A 23,717-nucleotide genomic window follows, 5' to 3' on the forward strand; every position below is an offset into this window, starting at 1 on the left:
TTATGCTTCTTTTTCATCTGTCTCAATTTCACTGTCTTTTGGGTGATACGTCTGGAAGCTTGTAATCAATGTATCTAAATGCTCTAGTTCATCACGGTATTCGATGATGCTGGACATGACATTCAGCATATTGTAATCGAGCAAGTCGTTTTCTTGGTTTTGCTGATGCTGGATAAATGATTTCGTTAACGTTTCAAGGCGAAGAGAGCATTCATTTTGAAATTCATCGTCCTGCGGCTTCATTTTACCGACGAATTTCATCAAGGTGCGCTCATGCCAATACAGTAAGTAATCAATTTCATCTGTTAAGCTTTCCTTGAAATGCTCTGGCATCAAATGAATTTCATTTTCTAATTTATGAAGCTTTTTCAGCAAGTACAGGGCACGATTCGATGTCATAATGGCCTGTCTGAACAAAACGAGCTTTCTTGATTTTACATAGGTTGTTTTCTTTAAATAGCTTCGTTCCTCTTTGTATAACAAGTAAATGTGATCTAATTTGATCATGCGTTCTTTTATTTGATCGATGTCATCCTTTAAAATGGAATGATCAGTAGACTGTCTGGAGCTCAGACGGATCCATTTTAAAATCTCCTCCGTATTTTCCATAATGTGATGAACAAGCTTTGTTTCATACTTTGGTGGCAGGAAGATTAAATTCACTAAAAATGAAGAAAGAACTCCTAACACCACAGTAGCTGTTCGAATTAAGGCAAAGGAAAGGAAATGATCCCCTGCACTTTCTAAAATCGCAATGACGGTTACAAGTGCAATTGGAATCGTGTGTTCAATCTTCAGCTTTAAATTAATGGCGATGACCATGACGGCGGTTAAACCGATAATGACTGGTCCAGTGCCAAAAAGCAGACCGAACGTAATGGCAAGTGCTGCTCCAATAATATTGGCTTGCACTTGATCAACAATCGTTAAAAAAGATCGATAAATAGATGGCTGGATAGCAAATACAGCTGCAATTCCCGCGAAGACGGGCGTTGGCAACCCAAGCCATGTTGCCAGGTAAAGCGCGAGTACAATGGCAATACCGGTTTTTAAAATACGGGCTCCAAGTTTCATTGGTTTTGTCCCTGCATTCCTTTCTTTTAGATAATAGATGATCACTCGTCATTTATTATAAATATTTTGATGAACAACTAAGTAATATACAGCGGTCTTCCGAAATATTCAAGTGATTTTTGAAAGTTCATGAAAACATCAAAAGAAGGTATTGAGAAGAAATGTAACAGATTCACACGCTTTTGACAAACAAGAGCTGATAAATAAAAAAACAGGCGCATTTTTTTACGCCTGTTTTTGACCCTATTATGATTGTTTCAACTGTTCAAACGCATGATCTACTGCTTGCAGCGTCTCGGAAATATCTTTTTCAGTATGTGCGATCGTTAAGAACCAAGCTTCATATTTAGAAGGAGCGAGGTTAATCCCTTGCGAAAGCATTAATTTAAAGAAGCGAGCGAACATTTCGCCATCCGTATTTTCAGCCTGTTCATAGTTCACAATGGTTTCTTTTGTGAAATAGACAGTGAGAGCCCCTTTTAAGCGGTTCACTGTAATATCTACTTGATGTTTTTTTGCATGGGCTAAAATGCCTTCTTCTAGCATAGCGCCAAGCTGATCAAGATGCTCGTAAACACCATCTTGTTTTAACACTTCCAAGCAGGCAATACCAGAAAGAATGGAGGCAGGATTTCCTGCCATCGTGCCAGCTTGATAGGCTGGTCCAAGAGGAGCGACTTGCTCCATAATTTCTTTTTTACCGCCATAAGCACCGATTGGAAGTCCGCCGCCAATGATTTTTCCTAATGCAGTGAGGTCAGGTTTTACTTGAAGTAAGTCCTGTGCGCCTCCGTACATAAAGCGGAAAGCTGTAATCACTTCATCATAGATCACAAGTGCGCCCTTTTCATGAGTGAGGTCATTGACCTGCTGCAGGAAACCATCCTTAGGCTCCACGATGCCGAAGTTCCCGACAATCGGCTCGACAAGGACAGCTGCGACTTCATCACCCCATCGATCCAATGCTTCTTTGTAGCTGTCAATATCATTAAATGGAACGGTAATCACTTCATTGGCGATGCTCTTAGGAACGCCTGCTGAATCAGGGGTTCCTAAAGTGGATGGACCAGAGCCAGCTGCCACAAGTACAAGATCAGAGTGACCGTGATAGCATCCGGCAAACTTAATGATCTTTGTTCTGCCTGTATATGCACGTGCGACACGAATCGTTGTCATCACCGCTTCAGTACCTGAATTGACAAAGCGAACCTTGTCTAAAGCAGGCATGGCTTCCTTCAGCATTTTAGCAAAAGTGACTTCATGCTTCGTTGGCGTTCCGTAAAGGACACCTGATTCAGCCGCTTTTGTAATCGCTTTTGTAATATGAGGGTGGGCATGTCCTGTAATAATTGGGCCGTATGCTGCTAGATAATCGATATAGCGATTTCCGTCAACATCCCAAAAATAAGCGCCTTCTCCTTTTTCCATAGCCACGGGTGAACCGCCGCCTACTGCCTTATATGAACGAGACGGGCTGTTGACACCTCCAACAATATGCTCCAGCGCCTCTTGATGTAATTTTTCTGATTCTGTGAATTTCATAAATAGCCTCCTATCTCAACGTATCACGTCGTCTATCATTATTTTAACATGCCGATGCAAGCGTCCTTAGTTGAATATCCTTTCAAAATTGGATAGGCTATTAAAAAATAGGTTGGAGGGATTGTGTCATGACAATCGAAGTAGGCCAGCAAGTACCTGAAATCGAATTAACCGGTGACAACGGGGAGAAAGTAAAGCTTTCTGACTTTAAAGGAAAACATATTGTCCTTTATTTCTATCCAAAAGATATGACACCCGGCTGTACAACAGAAGCATGTGATTTCCGCGATCGCCATCAAAGCTTTGCAGAATTAGATGCTGTCATTATCGGCGTAAGCCCAGACAGTCAGGATAAGCATCAGAAGTTTAAAGAAAAACATGATTTACCGTTCTTACTTCTTGTAGACGATGAACAGAAATTGTCCGAAGCCTTTGGAGTATGGAAGCTGAAAAAGAACTTTGGCAAAGAATACATGGGCATCGAACGTTCAACGTTTCTTATTAATAAAGAAGGAATGCTTGTGAAAGAGTGGAGAAAAGTTAAGGTGAAAGACCACGTAGAAGAAGCGCTTGAGGAACTAAAATCTCACGCTTAATATCATCACAGGATAGGACCGGCAGACATGCCGGTCTTTTTTGTGAAGAAGAATAGGTAAAAAAGAGGATTGTAATTGACAAAGATTCGGCTCTGGGGGTACACTAATTATAAAGATTACAATATAAGAATATTTTTGAAGAGAGGTGCATGATGAAATGGCTGCTCACGAACTAAAAGACGCTTTAGATGCTTTAAAAGAAACCGGTGTTCGAATTACTCCGCAGCGCCATGCCATCTTGGAGTTTCTCGTAAATTCTATGACTCACCCAACCGCGGACGATATATATAAAGCACTTGAAGGGAAATTTCCAAATATGAGTGTCGCAACGGTTTACAACAATTTACGAGTCTTCCGGGAATCTGGATTAGTAAAGGAATTAACGTACGGTGATTCCTCAAGCCGATTTGATTTTGCGACATCTGACCATTACCATGCGATTTGTGAAAACTGCGGAAAAATAGTGGACTTTCATTATCCTGGCCTTGATGAAGTTGAACAGCTTGCATCCCATGTGACGGGCTTTACAGTCAGTCATCATCGCTTGGAGATCTATGGGACTTGTCAAGAATGTGCGAAAAAAGAAAATCATTAATGAAAAAGCTGACCGGTTAAATGGTCAGCTTTTTTTATGACTTTTTTCGATTGTAGGATTCATCAAACTCTTTGCCTTCTAATGCTGGATCGAGTGTAAGCGGCTCTCTGCAATGCATGCACATGTCCACCCGCCCAAGCACTTTTGTTTCCTTCTCACAGCCTGGACATACGACACGGACTGCCTTCGTAGAAAGCATACCGATCCAAAAGTAAACCACTGTACTCAATCCGATCGATAAGACGCCGAGCAGCATAAAGAAAGTCGACAGCCAAATCGATTCCTTGAAGAACACACCGATATACATGATCAGAAAGCCAACAAAAACCAAACTGAGTGCAAATGTTCTGATTTTATTAATCTTACTGGAGTATTTCGCCATCCCTAGCCCCCCCTTGTCTCCAATATAGCACATTTTACCTTTCTGTTTGAATTAGTTATAGAGTTTTGTGAATAAATTGCTTATAATGATTCAATGATCTTTTTTCTTGAATTGAAGGAATTTTGATTCTATGAGGAGAAATACATAGCATTAGAGAAGAACTTTACACCCGAGTATTGGAGGAATCACTATGGAAAATCTTCTCCGTCCTATTTATCAAGAGAGAGCAAGTCACCCAGACACATTGGCTGTGATTATAGTAGAAAGAAGACACAAGGTATCTTCTGAGACGGATAACTTTGATGCAGCACTTCTAGTCATTGTAAAAGAAGCGGAAGAGCCGTTATTTATCAAGCACTATGAATCCGATCACCAAACAGCTTCTTTAAATGTTGTCACAGATGAGCAGTTGAAGGAATGGATCACCCTTGGCACAAACCGCCGAATCATTGATTGGATTTTGAATGGGAAAGTCCTATTTGATCGAAATGAATATATTTTCAACTTAATTGATGACCTGAGTACATTCCCATTTTCAAACCGCAAACTTAAAATCGGTTTAGAATACGGCAAGCTTATTCGCAGATATATAGAAGGAAAAGCATTTTTTGAGTCAAATCAATTCCTTGATGCATATAATTCAATTGTGCATGCTCTGCATCATTTGGCACGTATTGAAGTGATCGATAAAGGTTTCCACCCAGAAGTGACAGTTTGGAATCAGGTGCGTCATATGGAACCGGAAGTATATAAACTTTATTCAGAACTCATTGAAAGCCACGAAAGCCTTCATAAACGTTTGGAACTTTTATTTTTAGCAAATGACTTTTTGATCCATTCAAAAGCAGAAATTGGCGCCGCTCATTTGCGTCATGTCATGGAACAGCAAGATATATGGCTTTTTGGAGAGCTTCTCGCGCATCCTGACCTCAAGTATTTCACGCCTGACCTTAGCGTCATGATTGATTTCTTTGTGGAAAAAGGAATTGTTCAGGTGGAGCCGATTGAGACAAAGGGGCAAAAAATCTATCATCGAGGATATTTTGTGAAAAAAGATATTGACGCCTGAATATTATGATGGTATATTATTATACGTCGCTAACGAGCAAACAAGTTGCTTTTGGAAGAAAAGCTGACAAAAAGAAATTCTAAAAAACACTTGACGCACACGGCGTCGAAATGTTATATTGAGAAAGTCGCCTCTGAGAGACGGCGAAGATGATCTTTGAAAACTAAACAAGACAAAACGTACCTGTTAATTCGAGTTTTTATAAAAAAATCCTATGTTATATCATAGGTAGTCAGTCAAACGCTGACGAGGCAGGAAATGATCACATGCTAAGTTCGCTACATCGTGTAGCAACGCATGTGTGATATGCATCCTGCATACCTCGGAGAGTTTGATCCTGGCTCAGGACGAACGCTGGCGGCGTGCCTAATACATGCAAGTCGAGCGAACAGAAGGGAGCTTGCTCCCGGATGTTAGCGGCGGACGGGTGAGTAACACGTGGGTAACCTGCCTGTAAGACTGGGATAACTCCGGGAAACCGGAGCTAATACCGGATAGTTCCTTGAACCGCATGGTTCAAGGATGAAAGACGGTTTCGGCTGTCACTTACAGATGGACCCGCGGCGCATTAGCTAGTTGGTGGGGTAATGGCTCACCAAGGCGACGATGCGTAGCCGACCTGAGAGGGTGATCGGCCACACTGGGACTGAGACACGGCCCAGACTCCTACGGGAGGCAGCAGTAGGGAATCTTCCGCAATGGACGAAAGTCTGACGGAGCAACGCCGCGTGAGTGATGAAGGTTTTCGGATCGTAAAGCTCTGTTGTTAGGGAAGAACAAGTGCGAGAGTAACTGCTCGCACCTTGACGGTACCTAACCAGAAAGCCACGGCTAACTACGTGCCAGCAGCCGCGGTAATACGTAGGTGGCAAGCGTTGTCCGGAATTATTGGGCGTAAAGGGCTCGCAGGCGGTTTCTTAAGTCTGATGTGAAAGCCCCCGGCTCAACCGGGGAGGGTCATTGGAAACTGGGAAACTTGAGTGCAGAAGAGGAGAGTGGAATTCCACGTGTAGCGGTGAAATGCGTAGAGATGTGGAGGAACACCAGTGGCGAAGGCGACTCTCTGGTCTGTAACTGACGCTGAGGAGCGAAAGCGTGGGGAGCGAACAGGATTAGATACCCTGGTAGTCCACGCCGTAAACGATGAGTGCTAAGTGTTAGGGGGTTTCCGCCCCTTAGTGCTGCAGCTAACGCATTAAGCACTCCGCCTGGGGAGTACGGTCGCAAGACTGAAACTCAAAGGAATTGACGGGGGCCCGCACAAGCGGTGGAGCATGTGGTTTAATTCGAAGCAACGCGAAGAACCTTACCAGGTCTTGACATCCTCTGACAACCCTAGAGATAGGGCTTTCCCTTCGGGGACAGAGTGACAGGTGGTGCATGGTTGTCGTCAGCTCGTGTCGTGAGATGTTGGGTTAAGTCCCGCAACGAGCGCAACCCTTGATCTTAGTTGCCAGCATTTAGTTGGGCACTCTAAGGTGACTGCCGGTGACAAACCGGAGGAAGGTGGGGATGACGTCAAATCATCATGCCCCTTATGACCTGGGCTACACACGTGCTACAATGGACAGAACAAAGGGCTGCGAGACCGCAAGGTTTAGCCAATCCCATAAATCTGTTCTCAGTTCGGATCGCAGTCTGCAACTCGACTGCGTGAAGCTGGAATCGCTAGTAATCGCGGATCAGCATGCCGCGGTGAATACGTTCCCGGGCCTTGTACACACCGCCCGTCACACCACGAGAGTTTGCAACACCCGAAGTCGGTGAGGTAACCTTTATGGAGCCAGCCGCCGAAGGTGGGGCAGATGATTGGGGTGAAGTCGTAACAAGGTAGCCGTATCGGAAGGTGCGGCTGGATCACCTCCTTTCTAAGGATATATGGAGCAGCGTGCGTTTTCGTCTTGTTTAGTTTTGAAGGATCATTCCTTCAAAACATGTCTCTAGCGAGACAGGATTGTTCTTTGAAAACTAGATAACAATAAGTAATACATTCACATTGAATGCAATGCAAAGTTCATCACACATAGTGATTCTTTCTAAAGTAAGAAATGGTTAAGTTAGAAAGGGCGCACGGTGGATGCCTTGGCACTAGGAGCCGATGAAGGACGGGACGAACACCGATATGCTTCGGGGAGCTGTAAGCAAGCTTTGATCCGGAGATTTCCGAATGGGGAAACCCACTGCTCGTAATGGAGTAGTATCCATACTTGAATACATAGAGTATGAGAAGGCATACCCGGGGAACTGAAACATCTAAGTACCCGGAGGAAGAGAAAGCAAATGCGATTCCCTGAGTAGCGGCGAGCGAAACGGGAACAGCCCAAACCAAGAGGCTTGCCTCTTGGGGTTGTAGGACACTCTATACGGAGTTACAAAGGAACGATATAAGCGAAGAGGTCTGGAAAGGCCCGCCAAAGAAGGTAACAGCCCTGTAACTGAAATGTTGTTCTCTCCAGAGTGGATCCTGAGTACGGCGGAACACGTGAAATTCCGTCGGAATCCGGGAGGACCATCTCCCAAGGCTAAATACTCCCTAGTGACCGATAGTGAACCAGTACCGTGAGGGAAAGGTGAAAAGCACCCCGGAAGGGGAGTGAAATAGATCCTGAAACCGTGTGCCTACAAGTAGTCAGAGCCCGTTAAAGGGTGATGGCGTGCCTTTTGTAGAATGAACCGGCGAGTTACGATCCCGTGCAAGGTTAAGCAGAAGATGCGGAGCCGCAGCGAAAGCGAGTCTGAATAGGGCGCATGAGTACGTGGTCGTAGACCCGAAACCAGGTGATCTACCCATGTCCAGGGTGAAGTTCAGGTAACACTGAATGGAGGCCCGAACCCACGCACGTTGAAAAGTGCGGGGATGAGGTGTGGGTAGGGGTGAAATGCCAATCGAACCTGGAGATAGCTGGTTCTCTCCGAAATAGCTTTAGGGCTAGCCTCAAGGTAAGAGTCTCGGAGGTAGAGCACTGATTGGACTAGGGGCCCCTACCGGGTTACCGAATTCAGTCAAACTCCGAATGCCGATGACTTATCCTTGGGAGTCAGACTGCGAGTGATAAGATCCGTAGTCGAAAGGGAAACAGCCCAGACCGCCAGCTAAGGTCCCAAAGTATACGTTAAGTGGAAAAGGATGTGGAGTTGCTTAGACAACCAGGATGTTGGCTTAGAAGCAGCCACCATTTAAAGAGTGCGTAATAGCTCACTGGTCGAGTGACTCTGCGCCGAAAATGTACCGGGGCTAAACGTATCACCGAAGCTGCGGACTGTTCTTACGAACAGTGGTAGGAGAGCGTTCTAAGTGCTGTGAAGTCAGACCGGAAGGACTGGTGGAGCGCTTAGAAGTGAGAATGCCGGTATGAGTAGCGAAAGACGGGTGAGAATCCCGTCCACCGAATGCCTAAGGTTTCCTGAGGAAGGCTCGTCCGCTCAGGGTTAGTCGGGACCTAAGCCGAGGCCGAAAGGCGTAGGCGATGGACAACAGGTTGATATTCCTGTACCACCTCCTCACCATTTGAGCAATGGGGGGACGCAGGAGGATAGGGTAAGCGCGGTATTGGATATCCGCGTCCAAGCAGTTAGGCTGGGAAATAGGCAAATCCGTTTCCCGTAAAGGCTGAGCTGTGATGGCGAGCGAAATTTAGTAGCGAAGTTCCTGATTCCACACTGCCAAGAAAAGCCTCTAGCGAGGTGAGAGGTGCCCGTACCGCAAACCGACACAGGTAGGCGAGGAGAGAATCCTAAGGTGATCGAGAGAACTCTCGTTAAGGAACTCGGCAAAATGACCCCGTAACTTCGGGAGAAGGGGTGCTTCTTAGGGTGTTAAAGCCCCGAGAAGCCGCAGTGAATAGGCCCAGGCGACTGTTTAGCAAAAACACAGGTCTCTGCGAAGCCGTAAGGCGAAGTATAGGGGCTGACGCCTGCCCGGTGCTGGAAGGTTAAGAGGAGCGCTTAGCGTAAGCGAAGGTGCGAATTGAAGCCCCAGTAAACGGCGGCCGTAACTATAACGGTCCTAAGGTAGCGAAATTCCTTGTCGGGTAAGTTCCGACCCGCACGAAAGGCGCAACGATCTGGGCACTGTCTCAACGAGAGACTCGGTGAAATTATAGTACCTGTGAAGATGCAGGTTACCCGCGACAGGACGGAAAGACCCCGTGGAGCTTTACTGCAGCCTGATATTGAATGTTGGTACAGCTTGTACAGGATAGGTAGGAGCCTTGGAAACCGGAGCGCTAGCTTCGGTGGAGGCATCGGTGGGATACTACCCTGGCTGTATTGACCTTCTAACCCGCTGCCCTTATCGGGCAGGGAGACAGTGTCAGGTGGGCAGTTTGACTGGGGCGGTCGCCTCCTAAAATGTAACGGAGGCGCCCAAAGGTTCCCTCAGAATGGTTGGAAATCATTCGCAGAGTGTAAAGGCACAAGGGAGCTTGACTGCGAGACCTACAAGTCGAGCAGGGACGAAAGTCGGGCTTAGTGATCCGGTGGTTCCGCATGGAAGGGCCATCGCTCAACGGATAAAAGCTACCCCGGGGATAACAGGCTTATCTCCCCCAAGAGTCCACATCGACGGGGAGGTTTGGCACCTCGATGTCGGCTCATCGCATCCTGGGGCTGTAGTCGGTCCCAAGGGTTGGGCTGTTCGCCCATTAAAGCGGTACGCGAGCTGGGTTCAGAACGTCGTGAGACAGTTCGGTCCCTATCCGTCGCGGGCGCAGGAAATTTGAGAGGAGCTGTCCTTAGTACGAGAGGACCGGGATGGACGCACCGCTGGTGTACCAGTTGTTCTGCCAAGGGCATCGCTGGGTAGCTATGTGCGGACGGGATAAGTGCTGAAAGCATCTAAGCATGAAGCCCCCCTCAAGATGAGATTTCCCATTCCGCAAGGAAGTAAGATCCCTGAAAGATGATCAGGTTGATAGGTCTGAGGTGGAAGCGTGGTGACACGTGGAGCTGACAGATACTAATAGATCGAGGACTTAACCTATATTCTAATGTGAAGCTTGAACATTGTTATCTAGTTTTGAGAGAACATTTTTTAAATATCTCTTGATTTATTTTCAATACATAGTATAATATCTTTTGTCACTAAATTGTCTGGTGATGATGGCGAAGAGGTCACACCCGTTCCCATACCGAACACGGAAGTTAAGCTCTTCAGCGCCGATGGTAGTTGGGGGTCTCCCCCTGTGAGAGTAGGACATCGCCAGGCTTTCTTCATTCCGCAGTAGCTCAGTGGTAGAGCTATCGGCTGTTAACCGATCGGTCGTAGGTTCGAATCCTACCTGCGGAGCCAATTTGGAGAGCTGTCCGAGTGGCCGAAGGAGCACGATTGGAAATCGTGTAGGCGGTAACCCCGTCTCAAGGGTTCGAATCCCTTGCTCTCCGCCACAATTTACATAATAAAGGGCCCGTTGGTCAAGCGGTTAAGACACCGCCCTTTCACGGCGGTAACACGGGTTCGAATCCCGTACGGGTCACCATTTTATAGAATATACACCAGTGTTTTTTATTCGGAGGATTAGCTCAGCTGGGAGAGCATCTGCCTTACAAGCAGAGGGTCGGCGGTTCGAGCCCGTCATCCTCCACCATATCTTTTATATCATCGCGGGGTGGAGCAGTTCGGTAGCTCGTCGGGCTCATAACCCGAAGGTCGCAGGTTCAAATCCTGCCCCCGCAACCAAATTATTTTATACACCAATGGGGAGTGCTCATTGAGTGCAACCAAAATGGTCCGGTAGTTCAGTTGGTTAGAATGCCTGCCTGTCACGCAGGAGGTCGCGGGTTCGAGTCCCGTCCGGACCGCCATTTTTAAAATAAATACTTGGCTCGGTAGCTCAGTTGGTAGAGCAACGGACTGAAAATCCGTGTGTCGGCGGTTCGATTCCGTCCCGAGCCACCACTATTTGCCGGTGTAGCTCAATTGGTAGAGCAACTGACTTGTAATCAGTAGGTTGGGGGTTCAAGTCCTCTTGCCGGCACTGTTTTCCAAATGTGGAGGGGTAGCGAAGTGGCTAAACGCGGCGGACTGTAAATCCGCTCCCTCCGGGTTCGGCGGTTCGAATCCGCCCCCCTCCACCATTTTTATTTTCATAGGGGCATAGTTTAAAGGTAGAACAGAGGTCTCCAAAACCTCCGGTGTGGGTTCGATTCCTACTGCCCCTGCCAATTTTCTTAATATGATTCATAACATCTATGGCGGTTGTGGCGAAGTGGTTAACGCACCAGATTGTGGCTCTGGCACTCGTGGGTTCGATTCCCATCAATCGCCCCATTTTATTATTGGGCTATAGCCAAGCGGTAAGGCAACGGACTTTGACTCCGTCATGCGTTGGTTCGAATCCAGCTAGCCCAGTTGATTCGCGGAAGTAGTTCAGTGGTAGAACACCACCTTGCCAAGGTGGGGGTCGCGGGTTCGAATCCCGTCTTCCGCTCCAATAATGGCGGCATAGCCAAGTGGTAAGGCAGAGGTCTGCAAAACCTTTATCCCCGGTTCAAATCCGGGTGTCGCCTTTTTGAAAAGACTGCCGGGGTGGTGGAATTGGCAGACACACAGGACTTAAAATCCTGCGGTAGGTGACTACCGTGCCGGTTCAAGTCCGGCCCTCGGCACCATGTTTTTTATCATAAGTTGCGCTCTTTAATGATCATGCCGGTGTGGCGGAATTGGCAGACGCGCACGACTCAAAATCGTGTTCCTCACGGAGTGCCGGTTCGACCCCGGCCACCGGTATCTATTAATAATTTCATGATCGGTTTTTACCGTCAACCTAACGTTTCACCCTTGTGGTGAAACGTTTTTTTGTGGTTTAAATGAGTTATTTAGATAAAAATAGAAACCTATTAGAAAATAATGTGCATGTACTTCTTTTAGCAGAATAATCTTTAGATGATTTGCAACATTTGATAAGATACATTTAACCATGTAAGGAAACAAAATGGGATAGCGCATTCACATAAAACAGTGAAATACTTTTGTGTAACTAAATGAATATTTGTGGGTACATACACATCTTTAGCTAACATCATCATTGTGACCCAATTTGAGGGGAGAATTTATGAAAAAACAAAATGATCATGAAGAGTTATTGACAGGTGGCAATGTCTCGAACGTATATCGTTCTGGAGATACGGTTCGTCGAGAAGTAAAGTCAGACAATATCAATATACAAAAGCTGCTAAAGCATTTAGAACAAAAGAATTTCTCCTATGCTCCAAAGTTTTTAGGGGTTGATGAAAAAGGTAGAGAGATATTGTCCTTCATTGAAGGCGTAGCCGGTCATGATCCCTTAAAAGAATACATGTGCTCTCACCATGCCTTAAAAGAAATAGCGAGAATGCTTAGACTGTATCATGATGCTGTTCGTGATTTTCCCATTTCAGACGATTGGGAACGAATGGACAATACGCCTAACAACATAGAGGTTGTGTGCCATAATGATTTTGCTATGTACAATATCATTTTCAATAATGAAAAACCAGTAGGAATCATTGATTTTGATGTAGCTGCTCCTGGTCCAAGGCTGTGGGATATCGCATATACTCTGTATACTTGTGTACCTCTCAGTAGGTTTTTTCGCACAGAAACAGGAGAGATCGTGAACTACCATTCATCAGAACATGCAGACCAGATAAAGCATAGAGTGAAACTGTTTTTTGAAGCTTATGGTGAGGAAATAGCAGAAGATTATGTGGATATGGTGCTGCTGCGTTTAAAAGGGTTATGTCAGTACATGAAACGAAAAGCGAGTGAAGGTGATATAGCTTTTCAAAAAATGATTCATGAGGGGCACCTTGAACATTATCAAAAAGACATTCAATTCATTCATGAACACCGAAAAGAATGGATTTGAGGATGCCAAGGGCCTTCTAAAAGTCAAAGACCAATTAGGTGTTTATACCACTCTTATCATGCTTAAATAAGGAGGAGACATTTCCAGAAGCTGAAGGCGTATATTATGTTAAAGATAGTTGGGAGAACTACGATAAAATCAAAAAAGTGATTCAAAGGCGTTATTTAGAATGGGTGAATCAGTGTTAAGGAATCAGGTTTATGATTCAAAGATAAATGAGAAATAGAAAGAATGTAAAAAGGTGGAGTTGTTAACTTGCAAATGAAGACGATATTACAGACCATCATTGAAGACGAGGGATCACATGATTATCCGCTTTTTAGACAGTACTGTGTGAAGAAAGAACAGGGTCTGCGTAAAGATGCGTTAAAGGTTCTTCGGTTTTTTGTTGAAGAAATGAAGGAGAGCGAATTTGCAGCACGGCGTTCATTTGTTGCTTGGCTGTTTGAAAAGATTGAACGGTTTGAGGATGGTCATCATTTGCTTGTGTATCCATTGATCATTGGGGTGATTCAGCCTGTTATGCAAGAGTGGGAGAAGGTTGATCCTATGGATGTGAGACCGTATCGCTGGCAGGGCTTGTTTGTGCATCAGGGAGAAGGGCTGCCCTATTTATTGAAGGCACTAGAGCTTGGAGGTAGCAAGGAGCAGCGTGTCATTGTACAAATTTGCGAAACCTATTTATCGGCTTTGTGGTATTCGTTTCATCATATACATGAAGATCTTTATTTAAGCACCTATGAGAAAGATCAAGAGCGAATTCAAGGCATTGAAGATGTCATGATGCTGATCGAAGATAAAAGGATTCGTACCAATGTTGAAAAACAAGCAGCCTATTATGATCAGCTTTTATCGGACTGGAAGAAATTTCAGCAAACGGAGACAAGAGGATTCATGAAATGGTGTGCGGAGCGTAAGAAGCCGTATGAGTGGGTAGAGGCTTTTTATTATTAACAATAGATGAGGAAACGGCAGAATTCATTCTGCCGTTTATTTATGCCATATACGCTCTATTTCTATATGATCTGGTTTGAAATATTTCAGGACATAGACATCTGGATTACTTAGCTTCTCCCACTCTTTGAATCCAATCGTGGGATCGGCATGTTTAAGAAGCAGGCTCATAAGATTGCCATGTGTGACGAATAGAGTATGATTTTTTCCTAATTTTATTTGTTCATAGAGTGCCTCTACAATACGATTCATCGCTTCTTGGCTCGATTCTCCGCCTTCACAGGTCATATGCAAGTCCGTAAAACTGAGCTTTAGTTTCTCATACCAATCGTCCATTGGTTTGCTGCTTAACACACGTTCAGAGAGACGCTGATCAATTTGTACCTCGAGTTGTTTTGCATGAGCAAGAGGCTCAATGGTTTGGATCGCTCGCTTATAGGGACTTGAGATGATCTTATTGAGGTGAATGCCGGAAAAGAACTGTGCTAGTGCATGAGATTGTGCGATGCCTTGTGGCGTTAAATACGCATCCTCGGATTGTTCAGTTGCTTGGCAGTGTCTGACGATATAATATGTTTTCATGTGACACACCTTTCATCGAGTATAAAAAAATCATCCAGGATTGGATGAGGATAGGTTCATTTGTTCGGATCTGTTTCTTTATAGGGATCTGTGAGCTTCGAGGTGAGGTCTAAGTTGAACAAAAAATCATCTACTGTGTCTGTACCAAAGGGAAGTGCGGAGAAGTTGATTGGGATGCTGTCTTCTTTCATTTCTGAGATGATCTGTTGTTTAGGCTGCTTTTTTCTCCAGTACTTAAACAAACGCATGTAAAGCCCCCTTTTCTATGAAAAAGATGGATTTATACATAATATACGGGGAGAGTTGTCCAGGCGTCAAATGTTTTCTTAGAGAACGATGAAAAGAGCCACAGGAAAGTGCGGCCCTTTTGTCCATTTACTTGGCACGACGTAATGCTTTCAGCACTTTACGTTCACATTTTAAGTTGTATCGCTTCTGATGAAGTTTATCTGTGTTACATCTGCCAATGACTTGGCGGACATCTGGATGATAAATGATGAGATGCCTGTAAGCTGGATCATTTAATAACTCATGAAACCAGCTATATTTTTTGAGATGGGCTGCGTTTCTAGAGATATCCTCTTCATCTACCTGTAGAAAAGGGATATATACAGCAAGTGACAAGATATCGAAAATGAATCCCATGTTGGTTCCTCCTTCCATATTATTTCCTACGCTTAGAAGGAGGAAAGGTTTCATTCAATAAAACTTTAAAAACAATCCCAATGCATAAACCATTCTTTTGTGTCTTTGTCGTAATAGAAATACATCGTGCCATTATCACCAATCATGAACCGGGGTTTTTCTTCTGAGGCGATTTGCAGCATGAATTCGCCTTGTTGTTGATGGGGTGGGGATTGAATATACGCCCCATATCCACCGATTTTTGTGAACGAATAATTGGTGTATTGATCAAAGAAGTGTTCTGTCGCTTCATCACTTTCATTTACTTCTGATAAATCGACGTATGACCACGCTTCTTCCCAGCAAGGGTAGTCTTCTTGCTCACTTTCCTTCCATTGGATTTGAAAGGGTTTGAGTCCTCTCACTTCTTCAGGAGTTTCAACTACTTCTAATCCTTCCATATCTGCATATTCAATGAGCTTCCAGCACTCGCCGTTTTTGGTAATATCCATCGGAAGTGCTTTCTGGTTGAGAAAGATTTGAATCATTTTACATTCATTGAATTCGTTCAATCCTCCTGGCACTTCAGGTAAATAAATTTGTAAGATCGGAATCATGACGCCATCTTGATCTATGGGCCAGCCTTGATCAGGGTGGATGAAGAAATGACCGGCAAACCAGCTGTGTGCTGCTGGATCAGGACGAAAGCCGCCAATCTTAGCCACGACGGGTGTTTTTCCAATTTGCTTTAATTCATGAAAAGCCTTGATCTCCATTATTTATCCCGCCAATCTTTAGCCTGCAATGTGGGCATCTTGAAACGTGCCATTGATATTGCCTGAGACAATGATGACATGTCCCCAAAATAAATCACCGTCATGACAGTAGACTTCAAACTCTCCATCTGGGTAAGCATGCAGACTTTCAAGTGAGATGCGGCTTATAAAGTGATCCAGCGTAAGCTCTTCTTGTGTTTCAGCGGAGTCATCTTGCTCCTGCCAGTCTTTAGCTAATTCAAGCAGCTGATTTGCTGCAAATGATTTAATAGAAGCATCCCATGTGGTCTCCTCTTTCATGAGTTGTCTAGCGGTTCGAAGAGAGTCGTTTACTTTTTCATCTTCTTCGAGGTTGAAGTAGAGCAGGCATTCTTGATTACTCCACTGGATCGTTGTTTCAAATAAGTCTAGTCCTTTCACTAATTCAAAGGTGCCCAACAGGTCATCATGATAAAAGACAGGTTTTTGGGCTTCTTCTAGTATCTCTTGCAGCTCTTCATCCTGTGTATCTGTATCGATGAGTGATACAAGCATGAACTCACCTTCACCTTTTCGGACCTGAAGTGTCACGATTGATTCTTTATGTAATTGTGCCTGCTTTTCCCTTAATCCCTCTTCATCTGTTAACCAGCAGAGTCTTATGTTTTCTGTTGTAACGAAGTCTTTTTCCTTCCATGCAATCAGTGGAATAGAAGCGGTCCAAAGAGCTTCCTGTCCGGCTTTTCCTGCACCTACTCCTGAAGGTCCTGTGACAGCAATGATGTGATCTATTTCTTCTGAAAATCGTTTTTTAAATGCGTTAATTTGTTTGTTATGTTTCATGTGATGTCCTCCAGCCTGATTTGTTGAAAATCTATATCTTTATCACACCGCACATGAGGAGGAGAAATCAAGCTTTTTTTGCTTAAAACTTTTTTAGATTGTCAGAAAGAGAGAAAATACATGGATGATTGGAGGTTGAGTCACAATAAATACGAATATGTTATGTATCGAATTTTGTATATATTTGGGTAAATAAGTCGAAAAGCCTAGGTGATTCTTCCTTTTCTTTATAATTACTTTGACACGAATAGATGAAAAAAGTAAAGTAGTACTGAGTGATTTACAAACCCTTCTTCATCTATTGAATTGCAAAGTGTGTGTAAATGAAATGTAAATGGATATTTTTCCTTTTATTTACTCGTATTTTTTTTGAAACCTATGATGCTTCTCACACGTTATATTAACGGAGCACACATATCCGGCGGAAACAGAGCATCGGGAATGCTTGGTGAAGAAGATTTACATTTGCAAAATCAATGTAAATTTTTTATGATTTCATTTATATCAGAACGATAATAAGAAAGAAGAGGTTTTATGAAAAAAATATTTGCGAACAAATATAGCTTTTTTGTATTGGCTGTCCTTTTATTTTGGGCGAAATCGTATGCAGCCTACAAAATGGACTTTAATTTAGGAGTGAAAGGTTCTTTTCAAGAGGGTCTTCTCTTATTAAATCCATTTAGTTCAGCCATTGTGTTTTTGGGACTGGCTCTCTTTTTGAAGGGTCGTAAATCTGCCATTGTATTAATTGTGATTGACTTTATTATGACCGCACTTTTATATGCGAATGTAGCGTACTATCGTTTCTTTGATGACTTTTTGACTTTCTCCACAATGAAGCAAGCAGGCAATCTTGGAGGAGGCATGACTGGCGGTGTGTTATCTAGTATTAAGCCGCATGACCTTTTATATTTCCTTGATATCATTATCTTGATTGCGATTGTGATCTGGAGACCAGAAGTGAAGAAATTTCAAATGAAAAAGACATTTGCACTGTTGATTGTGGCTGCAGGTGTAGGACTGTTCTTTGTAAACCTTCATTTAGCTGAAAAGGACCGTCCAGAATTATTAACAAGAACATTTGATCATAAGTATGTTGTCAAATATTTAGGTGTTTATAATTATACGATTTATGACGGAGTACAATCAGCACAAAATGCAACACAGGTAGCAAATGCGAGCAGTGAAGATTTAACGGATGTTGTAAACTATACAGCTTCTCACTATGCGAAGCCAAACGCAGAGTATTTCGGTAAAGCAAAAGGGAAAAACATCATTAAAATCCATTTAGAAAGCTTCCAGTCTTTCTTAATTGACTACAAACTAAATGGAGAAGAAGTGACACCGTTTTTAAACAAGCTGGCTCATGGGAAAGAGGACTTTACGTATTTCGATAACTTCTTCCATCAGACAGGTCAAGGAAAGACAGCTGATGCTGAACTGATGATGGATAATAGTATGTTCGGCTTGCCAGAGGGAGCAGCGTTTGTGACAAAAGGTGAAAATACTTACCAATCACTCCCTGCTATCCTAGATCAAAAAGCAGGCTATACGAGCGCAGTGCTTCATGGCGACTATAAATCTTTCTGGAACCGTGACACGATTTATAAACATATGGGATATGATCAATTCTTCGATGCTTCACATTACAACATGGATGAAGAAAATCTTGTGAATATGGGTCTGAAGGATAAACCATTCTTCAAAGAATCAATCCCGATGCTAGAATCAATGAAAAAGCCATTTTATGCACATTTAATGACATTGACTAATCACTATCCATTTAATTTAGATGAAAAAGATGCGACGATTGCTAAGGCAACAACTGGTGACAAAACAGTAGATAACTACTTCCAAACAGCAAGGTATCTAGATGAGTCATTAGAGCAATTCTTTAAAGACTTGAAAAAATCAGGTATGTATAAAGACTCTGTCATTTTATTATATGGTGATCACAACGGAATTTCTGAAAACCATAACCGTGCAATGAGCGAAATTCAAGGGAAAGAAATTACACCTTATCAAAATGCTCAAAACCAGCGTGTACCACTCATGATTCGTATTCCTGGCAAACAGGGCGGCGTGAACCATACGTATGGTGGTGAAGTAGACGTGATGCCTACGCTTCTTCACTTACAAGGTATTGATTCAAATGAGTATGTGAATTTTGGAACAGATCTATTCTCTAAGAAACATGATCAAACTGTTGCATTCCGTAACGGAAACTATGTGACACCAAAATATACACTTGTAGATAACACTGTCTATGATACAAAAACAGGTAAAGTTGTGAAACAAAATAAAAAGACAGAGGCGATTAAAGCCCGTGTCGATAATCAGTTAAGCCTTTCAGATAAAGTGCTTTATAGGGATCTTCTTCGATTCCATAAGCTGTCTGATTTTAAACCAGTGAATCCATCTGATTATTTCTATGGTAAATCAAAAGAAAAAGAAGAGGATTCTTCTACTAAGTAACTGAGTTTTGGGCAAGCACAGAAGGGTGCTTGCCTTTTTCTCTCTCATCGCTTGATTTGTTGGCAAATTATGTTTATATTTAGGGTGATACAAGCGTGATGCTGGCGTGCAGCTAGCGGAACTCATTTCGTCCTAGGGGATTTCAGGAGGAGCTTATGACAACAAATACAAAAACACAAAAAAAGAAATCAGAAGTATGGGGCTGGCTCAAAGCGATCTTAATCGCATTCATTGCCGTTTTTATCATTCGTAACTTTTTATTCGCACCGTATATTGTAAAAGGGACTTCAATGCAACCAACATTACAAGATACAGAGCGGGTTTTTGTGAATAAAACAGTTGATTACTTCGGTGATTATAAGCGGGGACAGATCATTGTTCTTGATGGGGAAGACCGCAGTACTCATTATGTTAAACGATTAATTGGTTTACCTGGTGATAAAATTGAAATGAAAAATGACCAGCTGTATGTCAATGGTCAAAAGGTGGCAGAGCCTTACTTAGCGTCAAACAAAAAGAAAGCAGCCGCAGATGGCATCTTGCTGACACCTGATTTTGGTCCACTTACCGTTCCAAAAGGCAAGTATTTTGTCATGGGTGACAACCGTCAAAACTCAATGGACAGTCGCAATGGCTTAGGTCTTTTTACAAAGAGTGATATTCAAGGAACGACATCATTTGTGTTCTATCCTTTCCAAGACGTTCGACTACTCAATAATGAATGAAACATAAAAAAGCACACAGAGGGGGGACGGGACTGACCCCCGTTTTTGAGACAGGGATCAAAACACCTTTATACAGCCAATTGCCGATAGTTTATCGGTGATTGGTTGTTTAGTTTCGTTTGAATACGAATGTTGTTATAATAATAAATGTATTCTTTGACAGTGCGTTCTACGATGCTGGTCGTAGTGCGGTCAATCCTGTTAAGATAGAACGTTTCAGACTTTAGTGAGGAATGAAACGATTCGATGGAGGCATTATCAGCGGGCGTCCCTTTACGGGACATGCTCATGGTAATGCCTTTTATATGAACAGCTTTCTGATACTCGTAAGATGTATATACAGAACCTTGATCGCTATGTAACACGCAATTCTCAGGCAGTGCTGGGAGCTGATTAAGTGTGTTTAAGATAAAGTCTGTGTCCTGCTTATCACCAATCGTAAAAGCAATCACTTCTCCATTATATAAATCCAATATACTGGAAAGGTACAATTGTTTCTGTCCATAAGGCAAATACGTGATGTCCGTTACTAGTTTTTCAAGAGGGCGATCAGACTGAAAGTTCCGATCCAGTATGTTACCGGCCACGGCATAGGGCTGCCCATTCTTCTTACGCTTTTTCATTTTAACCCGGCATTGCCACTGGTTTTTCTGCATGATACGTTGAACAGTTTTATGGTTAATACGCATTCTCATTTTTAGTATGGCTGTGATTTTTCGATAACCATATCGATATTTGTGCTTTCGGCACAACGTGCCGACCTGTTTCTCTAGTTGTCTTTTAGAATGATTCTGAGTCAGATCCTTTTTCCATCTATAATACGAAGTACGTAAGATGCCTAAATGGACACAGATGTCCTGTACCGTCATCGTTTTGTGAAATTCTTCTACCAGTTTGATTGACGTTTCCTTATCAACTTCCTTTCCAATTCGTTGTACTTTTTTAACACTTCATTCTGTTGACTCAAATAGCGATTTTCTGCCTGCAGTCTCTCTAATTCGGAAGAGTACTCGGGACCCTTTCCATAGGTATATTGTTTTCCAACAGGCTGTTCGAACCGGTGTGTATCCCCAGCCTTATGCCACCTCACCCATGTCTGAACCTGCGTCTTATTCTTGATATTCAATTTCTGCATGATCTCTTTCATAGGTACGCCTGCCAATCTCATTTCTACAGCCTTCTGTTTGACTTCAACCGGATAACTCACTCTTGTCCCCATAGAAAAAACACCTCCATGTTTTATTTCGGATCACAACGATCCATTTTCAAACTTGAAGGTGTTTTTTATTTGTCTCATCTTACGGGGTCAGTCCCAGGTGTGCTTTTTCTATTTCATTCAGCCTGGCTTTTTTTGATCGCCTGTTCAAGATCTGCAATAATGTCTTCAATCGCTTCTGTTCCAACAGATAAACGAATGAGCTCTGGTGTCACGCCTGTCGCTTTTTGTTCTGCTTCACTTAATTGCTGATGCGTTGTGCTGGCAGGATGAATGATCAATGATTTAGAATCGCCCACATTTGCGAGATGTGAGAAAAGTTTAACTGAATCAATAAGCTTTTTACCTGCTTCTCGTCCACCTTTAATACCGAATGTGAGAATGGCGCCTTGTCCTTTTGGTAAATAGGTTTGAGCAAGCTCATAAGATTCATGGCTTTCAAGACCTGGGTAGCTTACCCAATCTACAAGAGGGTGATCTTGTAAGAATTGCGCTGTTTTTAACGCATTTTCACTATGTCGCTCGAGACGCAGATGCAAAGTTTCTAGGCCTTGCAGAAGTAAAAATGAGTTGAAAGGTGACAAGGCTGCTCCTAAATCCCGTAAGAGCTGCACACGTGCTTTTGTGATATAAGCCGCTTCTCCAATTGCTTCGGTATACGTCAGGCCGTGATAACTTGGATCTGGTTCAGTCAGCCCTTTGAACTTATCACTGTCGGCCCAAGGAAACTTGCCGCTATCGACAATGACACCGCCAATTGATGTACCATGACCGCCAATGAATTTTGTAGCGGAATGGACGACAATGTCTGCGCCAAACTCAATCGGTCTTAATAAATATGGGCTTGCGAGCGTATTGTCCACAATAAGCGGAATGTGGTGCTTGTGTGCAATGGCTGAGATGGCTTCAATATGTAGAATGTCGCCTTTAGGATTCCCAATACTCTCTGCATACACTGCCTTCGTTTTGTCTGTAATCGCTGCTTCGAGTTCTCCAAGGTTGGATGAATCGACAAATTTCACTGTAATGCCGAGCTTTTTAAGCGTATGAGCAAACAGATTGTAGGTGCCTCCATAAAGGCTGCTTGAGGATACAATTTCGTCACCAGCTCCTGCAATATTTAAAATAGAATAAGTGGTCGCTGCTTGTCCAGAAGAGACAGCAAGTGCACCAATGCCGCCCTCAAGCTCGGCGATCCGTTTTTCAAAGACGTCATTTGTGGGGTTCATAATGCGAGAATAAATATTTCCGGGTTCCTGCAGTCCGAATAAATTCGCCGCATGCTCACTATCTCTAAAACCGAAAGAGCTTGTTTGGTAAATAGGCACGGCTCTTGAATAGGTTGCTGAATCAAGCTCCTGACCTGCGTGAATGGCTTTTGTTTCTAAACGGAATGGACGTTCTTCTGACATGTGTGTATCCTCCTTTTGTTAGATAAAACCAACTACTTTGATAAGAAATATTTAATAAGACTATAAATCTTGTTTCGAGCTTGGTCAATCATTTTTTAGATAAATCTGAAAAAATAATAAATAAATTTGATGGGCTTTTTTAATTTCAATGAGGAAGGGTGTGGATACGCTGGATGAAAAGAGGGATTGTTTCATTAGAGAGTACGGATCAGTTTTTTTGAAAGCAATCAATCATTGCCAACTAGTGAAATCATGGGAATGTCTATGCTGTAAGTTGTTTTTTCATAAAAAGAAGCGAATCATATGTTGGATGTTACTCAAGAAAAGAAAGGGCTTTTTTCCCAATGGACTTTCTTGTATATACATATTTTAAGTGACAAGAGAAGAAGGGAAATAGACTCACTCTTTTATCGGAATTATCAGTAAATATTTCGTAAATGGTGTGTTAACGACATATAATTAGGACCTTTTTATCTGATATATCGGGGGAATTCTTGCTATTTCACAAAAAAGAAAGAATATATAAAGGGATTGATAAAAATGGACTATTTCAAAAAAAGAAGAAAAAAGATGGTTCAATTGCCATTATATGGGTTTTGTGGTTCTTAAGGAGCGAAAAAATCTAGCTAATAAGATAGGGGTTCTGTACTTGAAAGTGAAGAATTGAATAAAAAGTCACATTTTATCCGAAAGTACGTTCGGTCAAAAATGGGATCTTCTGTTGATGTTTGGAGAGTAGAGCCTATGATACGATCATCATAAGCTGGGAGGTGAAAAGTATGACTTATGCAGCGCCGCAAGTTGACTATTCCACTATGGAACCTGCTATTATGGACCAAGCTTGGTTCTTAGTATTTGTTGCTGTCCTTCTTGGATTGGGAGCAACAGTTGTTCTAGGAGCAGCAGTTTGGTGTTTAGCAAACGGCAAGGGTAGCTTTACAGGAGCCGTTCAGTGGGAAAGTGGCTTAAAAGTCCAAATTGAATGTAAGTAGCTATACTTAGGATTCATCTTTTTACTTCTATGAA

General features: G+C 43.0%; 18 protein-coding genes, 16 tRNA genes and 3 rRNA genes. 27 read left to right on the top strand and 10 right to left on the bottom strand.

The window, feature by feature from the left end:
• Together MKZ05_RS04485 and MKZ05_RS04490 are read right to left on the bottom strand one after the other, a co-directional pair.
• Positions 1–1,074, bottom strand: coding sequence for an aromatic acid exporter family protein (locus tag MKZ05_RS04485; RefSeq protein WP_050944721.1), 1,074 nt, complete (start codon positions 1,072–1,074; stop codon positions 1–3).
• 246 nt (positions 1,075–1,320) lie between these two features.
• Entirely contained in the window at positions 1,321–2,616 is a 1,296-nt protein-coding gene (locus MKZ05_RS04490) for a glutamate-1-semialdehyde 2,1-aminomutase (protein WP_212046471.1), read from the bottom strand.
• Positions 2,617–2,744: 128 nt separating this feature from the next.
• Here MKZ05_RS04490 and bcp point away from each other — a divergent pair, with 128 nt between their 5' ends.
• On the top strand, positions 2,745–3,212 hold the full coding sequence (gene bcp / locus MKZ05_RS04495; protein ID WP_113386881.1) for a thioredoxin-dependent thiol peroxidase: 468 nt from the start codon (positions 2,745–2,747) through the stop codon (positions 3,210–3,212).
• Positions 3,213–3,369: 157 nt separating this feature from the next.
• Positions 3,370–3,807: a peroxide-responsive transcriptional repressor PerR gene (gene perR, locus MKZ05_RS04500; protein WP_003217782.1), complete on the top strand. Its 438-nt coding sequence runs from the start codon at positions 3,370–3,372 to the stop codon at positions 3,805–3,807.
• A gap of 34 nt (positions 3,808–3,841) precedes the next feature.
• Here perR and MKZ05_RS04505 read toward each other — a convergent pair whose 3' ends face one another.
• Positions 3,842–4,189, bottom strand: coding sequence for a YgzB family protein (locus MKZ05_RS04505; protein ID WP_003217804.1), 348 nt, complete (start codon positions 4,187–4,189; stop codon positions 3,842–3,844).
• Between the two features lie 190 nt (positions 4,190–4,379).
• On the opposite strand from MKZ05_RS04505, the gene MKZ05_RS04510 reads away from it, so the two are divergent.
• The 22 genes from MKZ05_RS04510 (at position 4,380) to MKZ05_RS04615 (ending at position 14,059) form a co-directional block, all read left to right on the top strand.
• A complete protein-coding gene (locus MKZ05_RS04510) occupies positions 4,380–5,258 on the top strand; it encodes a nucleotidyltransferase-like protein (RefSeq protein WP_003217861.1) in 879 nt (292 codons plus the stop codon).
• Positions 5,259–5,577: 319 nt separating this feature from the next.
• Positions 5,578–7,126: ribosomal RNA gene (locus tag MKZ05_RS04515) — 16S ribosomal RNA — on the top strand.
• Positions 7,127–7,308: 182 nt separating this feature from the next.
• Positions 7,309–10,239, top strand: a 23S ribosomal RNA gene (locus tag MKZ05_RS04520).
• Between the two features lie 109 nt (positions 10,240–10,348).
• Positions 10,349–10,464 (top strand): 5S ribosomal RNA (rrf, locus tag MKZ05_RS04525).
• The 16S, 23S and 5S rRNA genes sit together here with 16 tRNA genes alongside, the layout of an rRNA operon.
• Before the next feature lie 9 nt (positions 10,465–10,473).
• Positions 10,474–10,548 (top strand) — tRNA-Asn (locus MKZ05_RS04530).
• A gap of 4 nt (positions 10,549–10,552) precedes the next feature.
• Positions 10,553–10,643 (top strand) — tRNA-Ser (locus MKZ05_RS04535).
• Between the two features lie 17 nt (positions 10,644–10,660).
• Positions 10,661–10,735: transfer RNA gene (locus tag MKZ05_RS04540), tRNA-Glu, on the top strand.
• Between the two features lie 32 nt (positions 10,736–10,767).
• A tRNA-Val gene (locus tag MKZ05_RS04545) sits at positions 10,768–10,843 on the top strand.
• 15 nt (positions 10,844–10,858) lie between these two features.
• Positions 10,859–10,935, top strand: a tRNA-Met gene (locus MKZ05_RS04550).
• A 48-nt stretch (positions 10,936–10,983) separates the two neighbouring features.
• Positions 10,984–11,060 (top strand) — tRNA-Asp (locus MKZ05_RS04555).
• An 18-nt stretch (positions 11,061–11,078) separates the two neighbouring features.
• Positions 11,079–11,154: transfer RNA gene (locus MKZ05_RS04560), tRNA-Phe, on the top strand.
• A 6-nt stretch (positions 11,155–11,160) separates the two neighbouring features.
• A tRNA-Thr gene (locus MKZ05_RS04565) sits at positions 11,161–11,233 on the top strand.
• Between the two features lie 15 nt (positions 11,234–11,248).
• Positions 11,249–11,333, top strand: a tRNA-Tyr gene (locus MKZ05_RS04570).
• Between the two features lie 13 nt (positions 11,334–11,346).
• Positions 11,347–11,420, top strand: a tRNA-Trp gene (locus MKZ05_RS04575).
• Positions 11,421–11,450: 30 nt separating this feature from the next.
• Positions 11,451–11,526: transfer RNA gene (locus tag MKZ05_RS04580), tRNA-His, on the top strand.
• Between the two features lie 9 nt (positions 11,527–11,535).
• A tRNA-Gln gene (locus MKZ05_RS04585) sits at positions 11,536–11,607 on the top strand.
• A gap of 7 nt (positions 11,608–11,614) precedes the next feature.
• Positions 11,615–11,689 (top strand) — tRNA-Gly (locus MKZ05_RS04590).
• A gap of 5 nt (positions 11,690–11,694) precedes the next feature.
• A tRNA-Cys gene (locus MKZ05_RS04595) sits at positions 11,695–11,765 on the top strand.
• Positions 11,766–11,778: 13 nt separating this feature from the next.
• Positions 11,779–11,867, top strand: a tRNA-Leu gene (locus tag MKZ05_RS04600).
• A gap of 36 nt (positions 11,868–11,903) precedes the next feature.
• Positions 11,904–11,985, top strand: a tRNA-Leu gene (locus tag MKZ05_RS04605).
• Positions 11,986–12,310: 325 nt separating this feature from the next.
• Positions 12,311–13,105 (top strand): phosphotransferase, encoded by a 795-nt coding sequence (locus MKZ05_RS04610; RefSeq protein WP_212046137.1) that lies wholly within the window; start codon positions 12,311–12,313, stop codon positions 13,103–13,105.
• Between the two features lie 255 nt (positions 13,106–13,360).
• A complete protein-coding gene (locus MKZ05_RS04615; protein WP_050945453.1) occupies positions 13,361–14,059 on the top strand; it encodes a hypothetical protein in 699 nt (232 codons plus the stop codon).
• Between the two features lie 36 nt (positions 14,060–14,095).
• Here MKZ05_RS04615 and MKZ05_RS04620 read toward each other — a convergent pair whose 3' ends face one another.
• The 5 genes from MKZ05_RS04620 to MKZ05_RS04640 form a co-directional block, all read right to left on the bottom strand.
• Complete coding sequence (locus MKZ05_RS04620; RefSeq protein WP_137054870.1) at positions 14,096–14,641, bottom strand: histidine phosphatase family protein; 546 nt, start codon at positions 14,639–14,641, stop codon at positions 14,096–14,098.
• A 56-nt stretch (positions 14,642–14,697) separates the two neighbouring features.
• Positions 14,698–14,889: a hypothetical protein gene (locus MKZ05_RS04625; RefSeq protein WP_113386886.1), complete on the bottom strand. Its 192-nt coding sequence runs from the start codon at positions 14,887–14,889 to the stop codon at positions 14,698–14,700.
• Positions 14,890–15,016: 127 nt separating this feature from the next.
• A complete protein-coding gene (locus MKZ05_RS04630) occupies positions 15,017–15,286 on the bottom strand; it encodes a hypothetical protein (RefSeq protein WP_050945451.1) in 270 nt (89 codons plus the stop codon).
• A 65-nt stretch (positions 15,287–15,351) separates the two neighbouring features.
• Positions 15,352–16,041 carry a DUF1963 domain-containing protein gene (locus MKZ05_RS04635; RefSeq protein WP_339161595.1) on the bottom strand — a complete coding sequence of 230 codons (690 nt, stop codon included), beginning with the start codon at positions 16,039–16,041 and terminating at the stop codon, positions 15,352–15,354.
• Positions 16,042–16,059: 18 nt separating this feature from the next.
• Positions 16,060–16,863 carry a DUF2262 domain-containing protein gene (locus MKZ05_RS04640; protein WP_251191056.1) on the bottom strand — a complete coding sequence of 268 codons (804 nt, stop codon included), beginning with the start codon at positions 16,861–16,863 and terminating at the stop codon, positions 16,060–16,062.
• 534 nt (positions 16,864–17,397) lie between these two features.
• On the opposite strand from MKZ05_RS04640, the gene MKZ05_RS04645 reads away from it, so the two are divergent.
• Both MKZ05_RS04645 and lepB read left to right on the top strand, forming a co-directional pair.
• A complete protein-coding gene (locus tag MKZ05_RS04645; protein WP_003210978.1) occupies positions 17,398–19,338 on the top strand; it encodes an LTA synthase family protein in 1,941 nt (646 codons plus the stop codon).
• 155 nt (positions 19,339–19,493) lie between these two features.
• Complete coding sequence (gene lepB / locus MKZ05_RS04650; protein ID WP_339161599.1) at positions 19,494–20,063, top strand: signal peptidase I; 570 nt, start codon at positions 19,494–19,496, stop codon at positions 20,061–20,063.
• Between the two features lie 68 nt (positions 20,064–20,131).
• Here the strand turns inward: lepB and MKZ05_RS04655 are convergent.
• Positions 20,132–21,282, bottom strand: a protein-coding gene (locus tag MKZ05_RS04655; RefSeq protein ID WP_339160451.1) for an IS3 family transposase whose coding sequence is annotated in 2 segments (ribosomal slippage) — positions 20,132–21,009 and positions 21,009–21,282 — 1,152 coding nt in all. Because the reading frame shifts where the segments join, the coding sequence is not laid out codon by codon here.
• Positions 21,283–21,395: 113 nt separating this feature from the next.
• Positions 21,396–22,691: a homocysteine synthase gene (locus tag MKZ05_RS04660; protein WP_339161602.1), complete on the bottom strand. Its 1,296-nt coding sequence runs from the start codon at positions 22,689–22,691 to the stop codon at positions 21,396–21,398.
• Between the two features lie 779 nt (positions 22,692–23,470).
• Between MKZ05_RS04660 and MKZ05_RS04665 the strand changes: the two genes are divergently transcribed.
• Complete coding sequence (locus MKZ05_RS04665; RefSeq protein ID WP_003211695.1) at positions 23,471–23,683, top strand: hypothetical protein; 213 nt, start codon at positions 23,471–23,473, stop codon at positions 23,681–23,683.
• Positions 23,684–23,717 lie beyond the last annotated feature (34 nt).

Origin of the sequence: Bacillus sp. FSL M8-0277 (assembly GCF_037975305.1) — a bacterium.
Lineage (GTDB): Bacteria > Bacillota > Bacilli > Bacillales > Bacillaceae > Bacillus > Bacillus pumilus.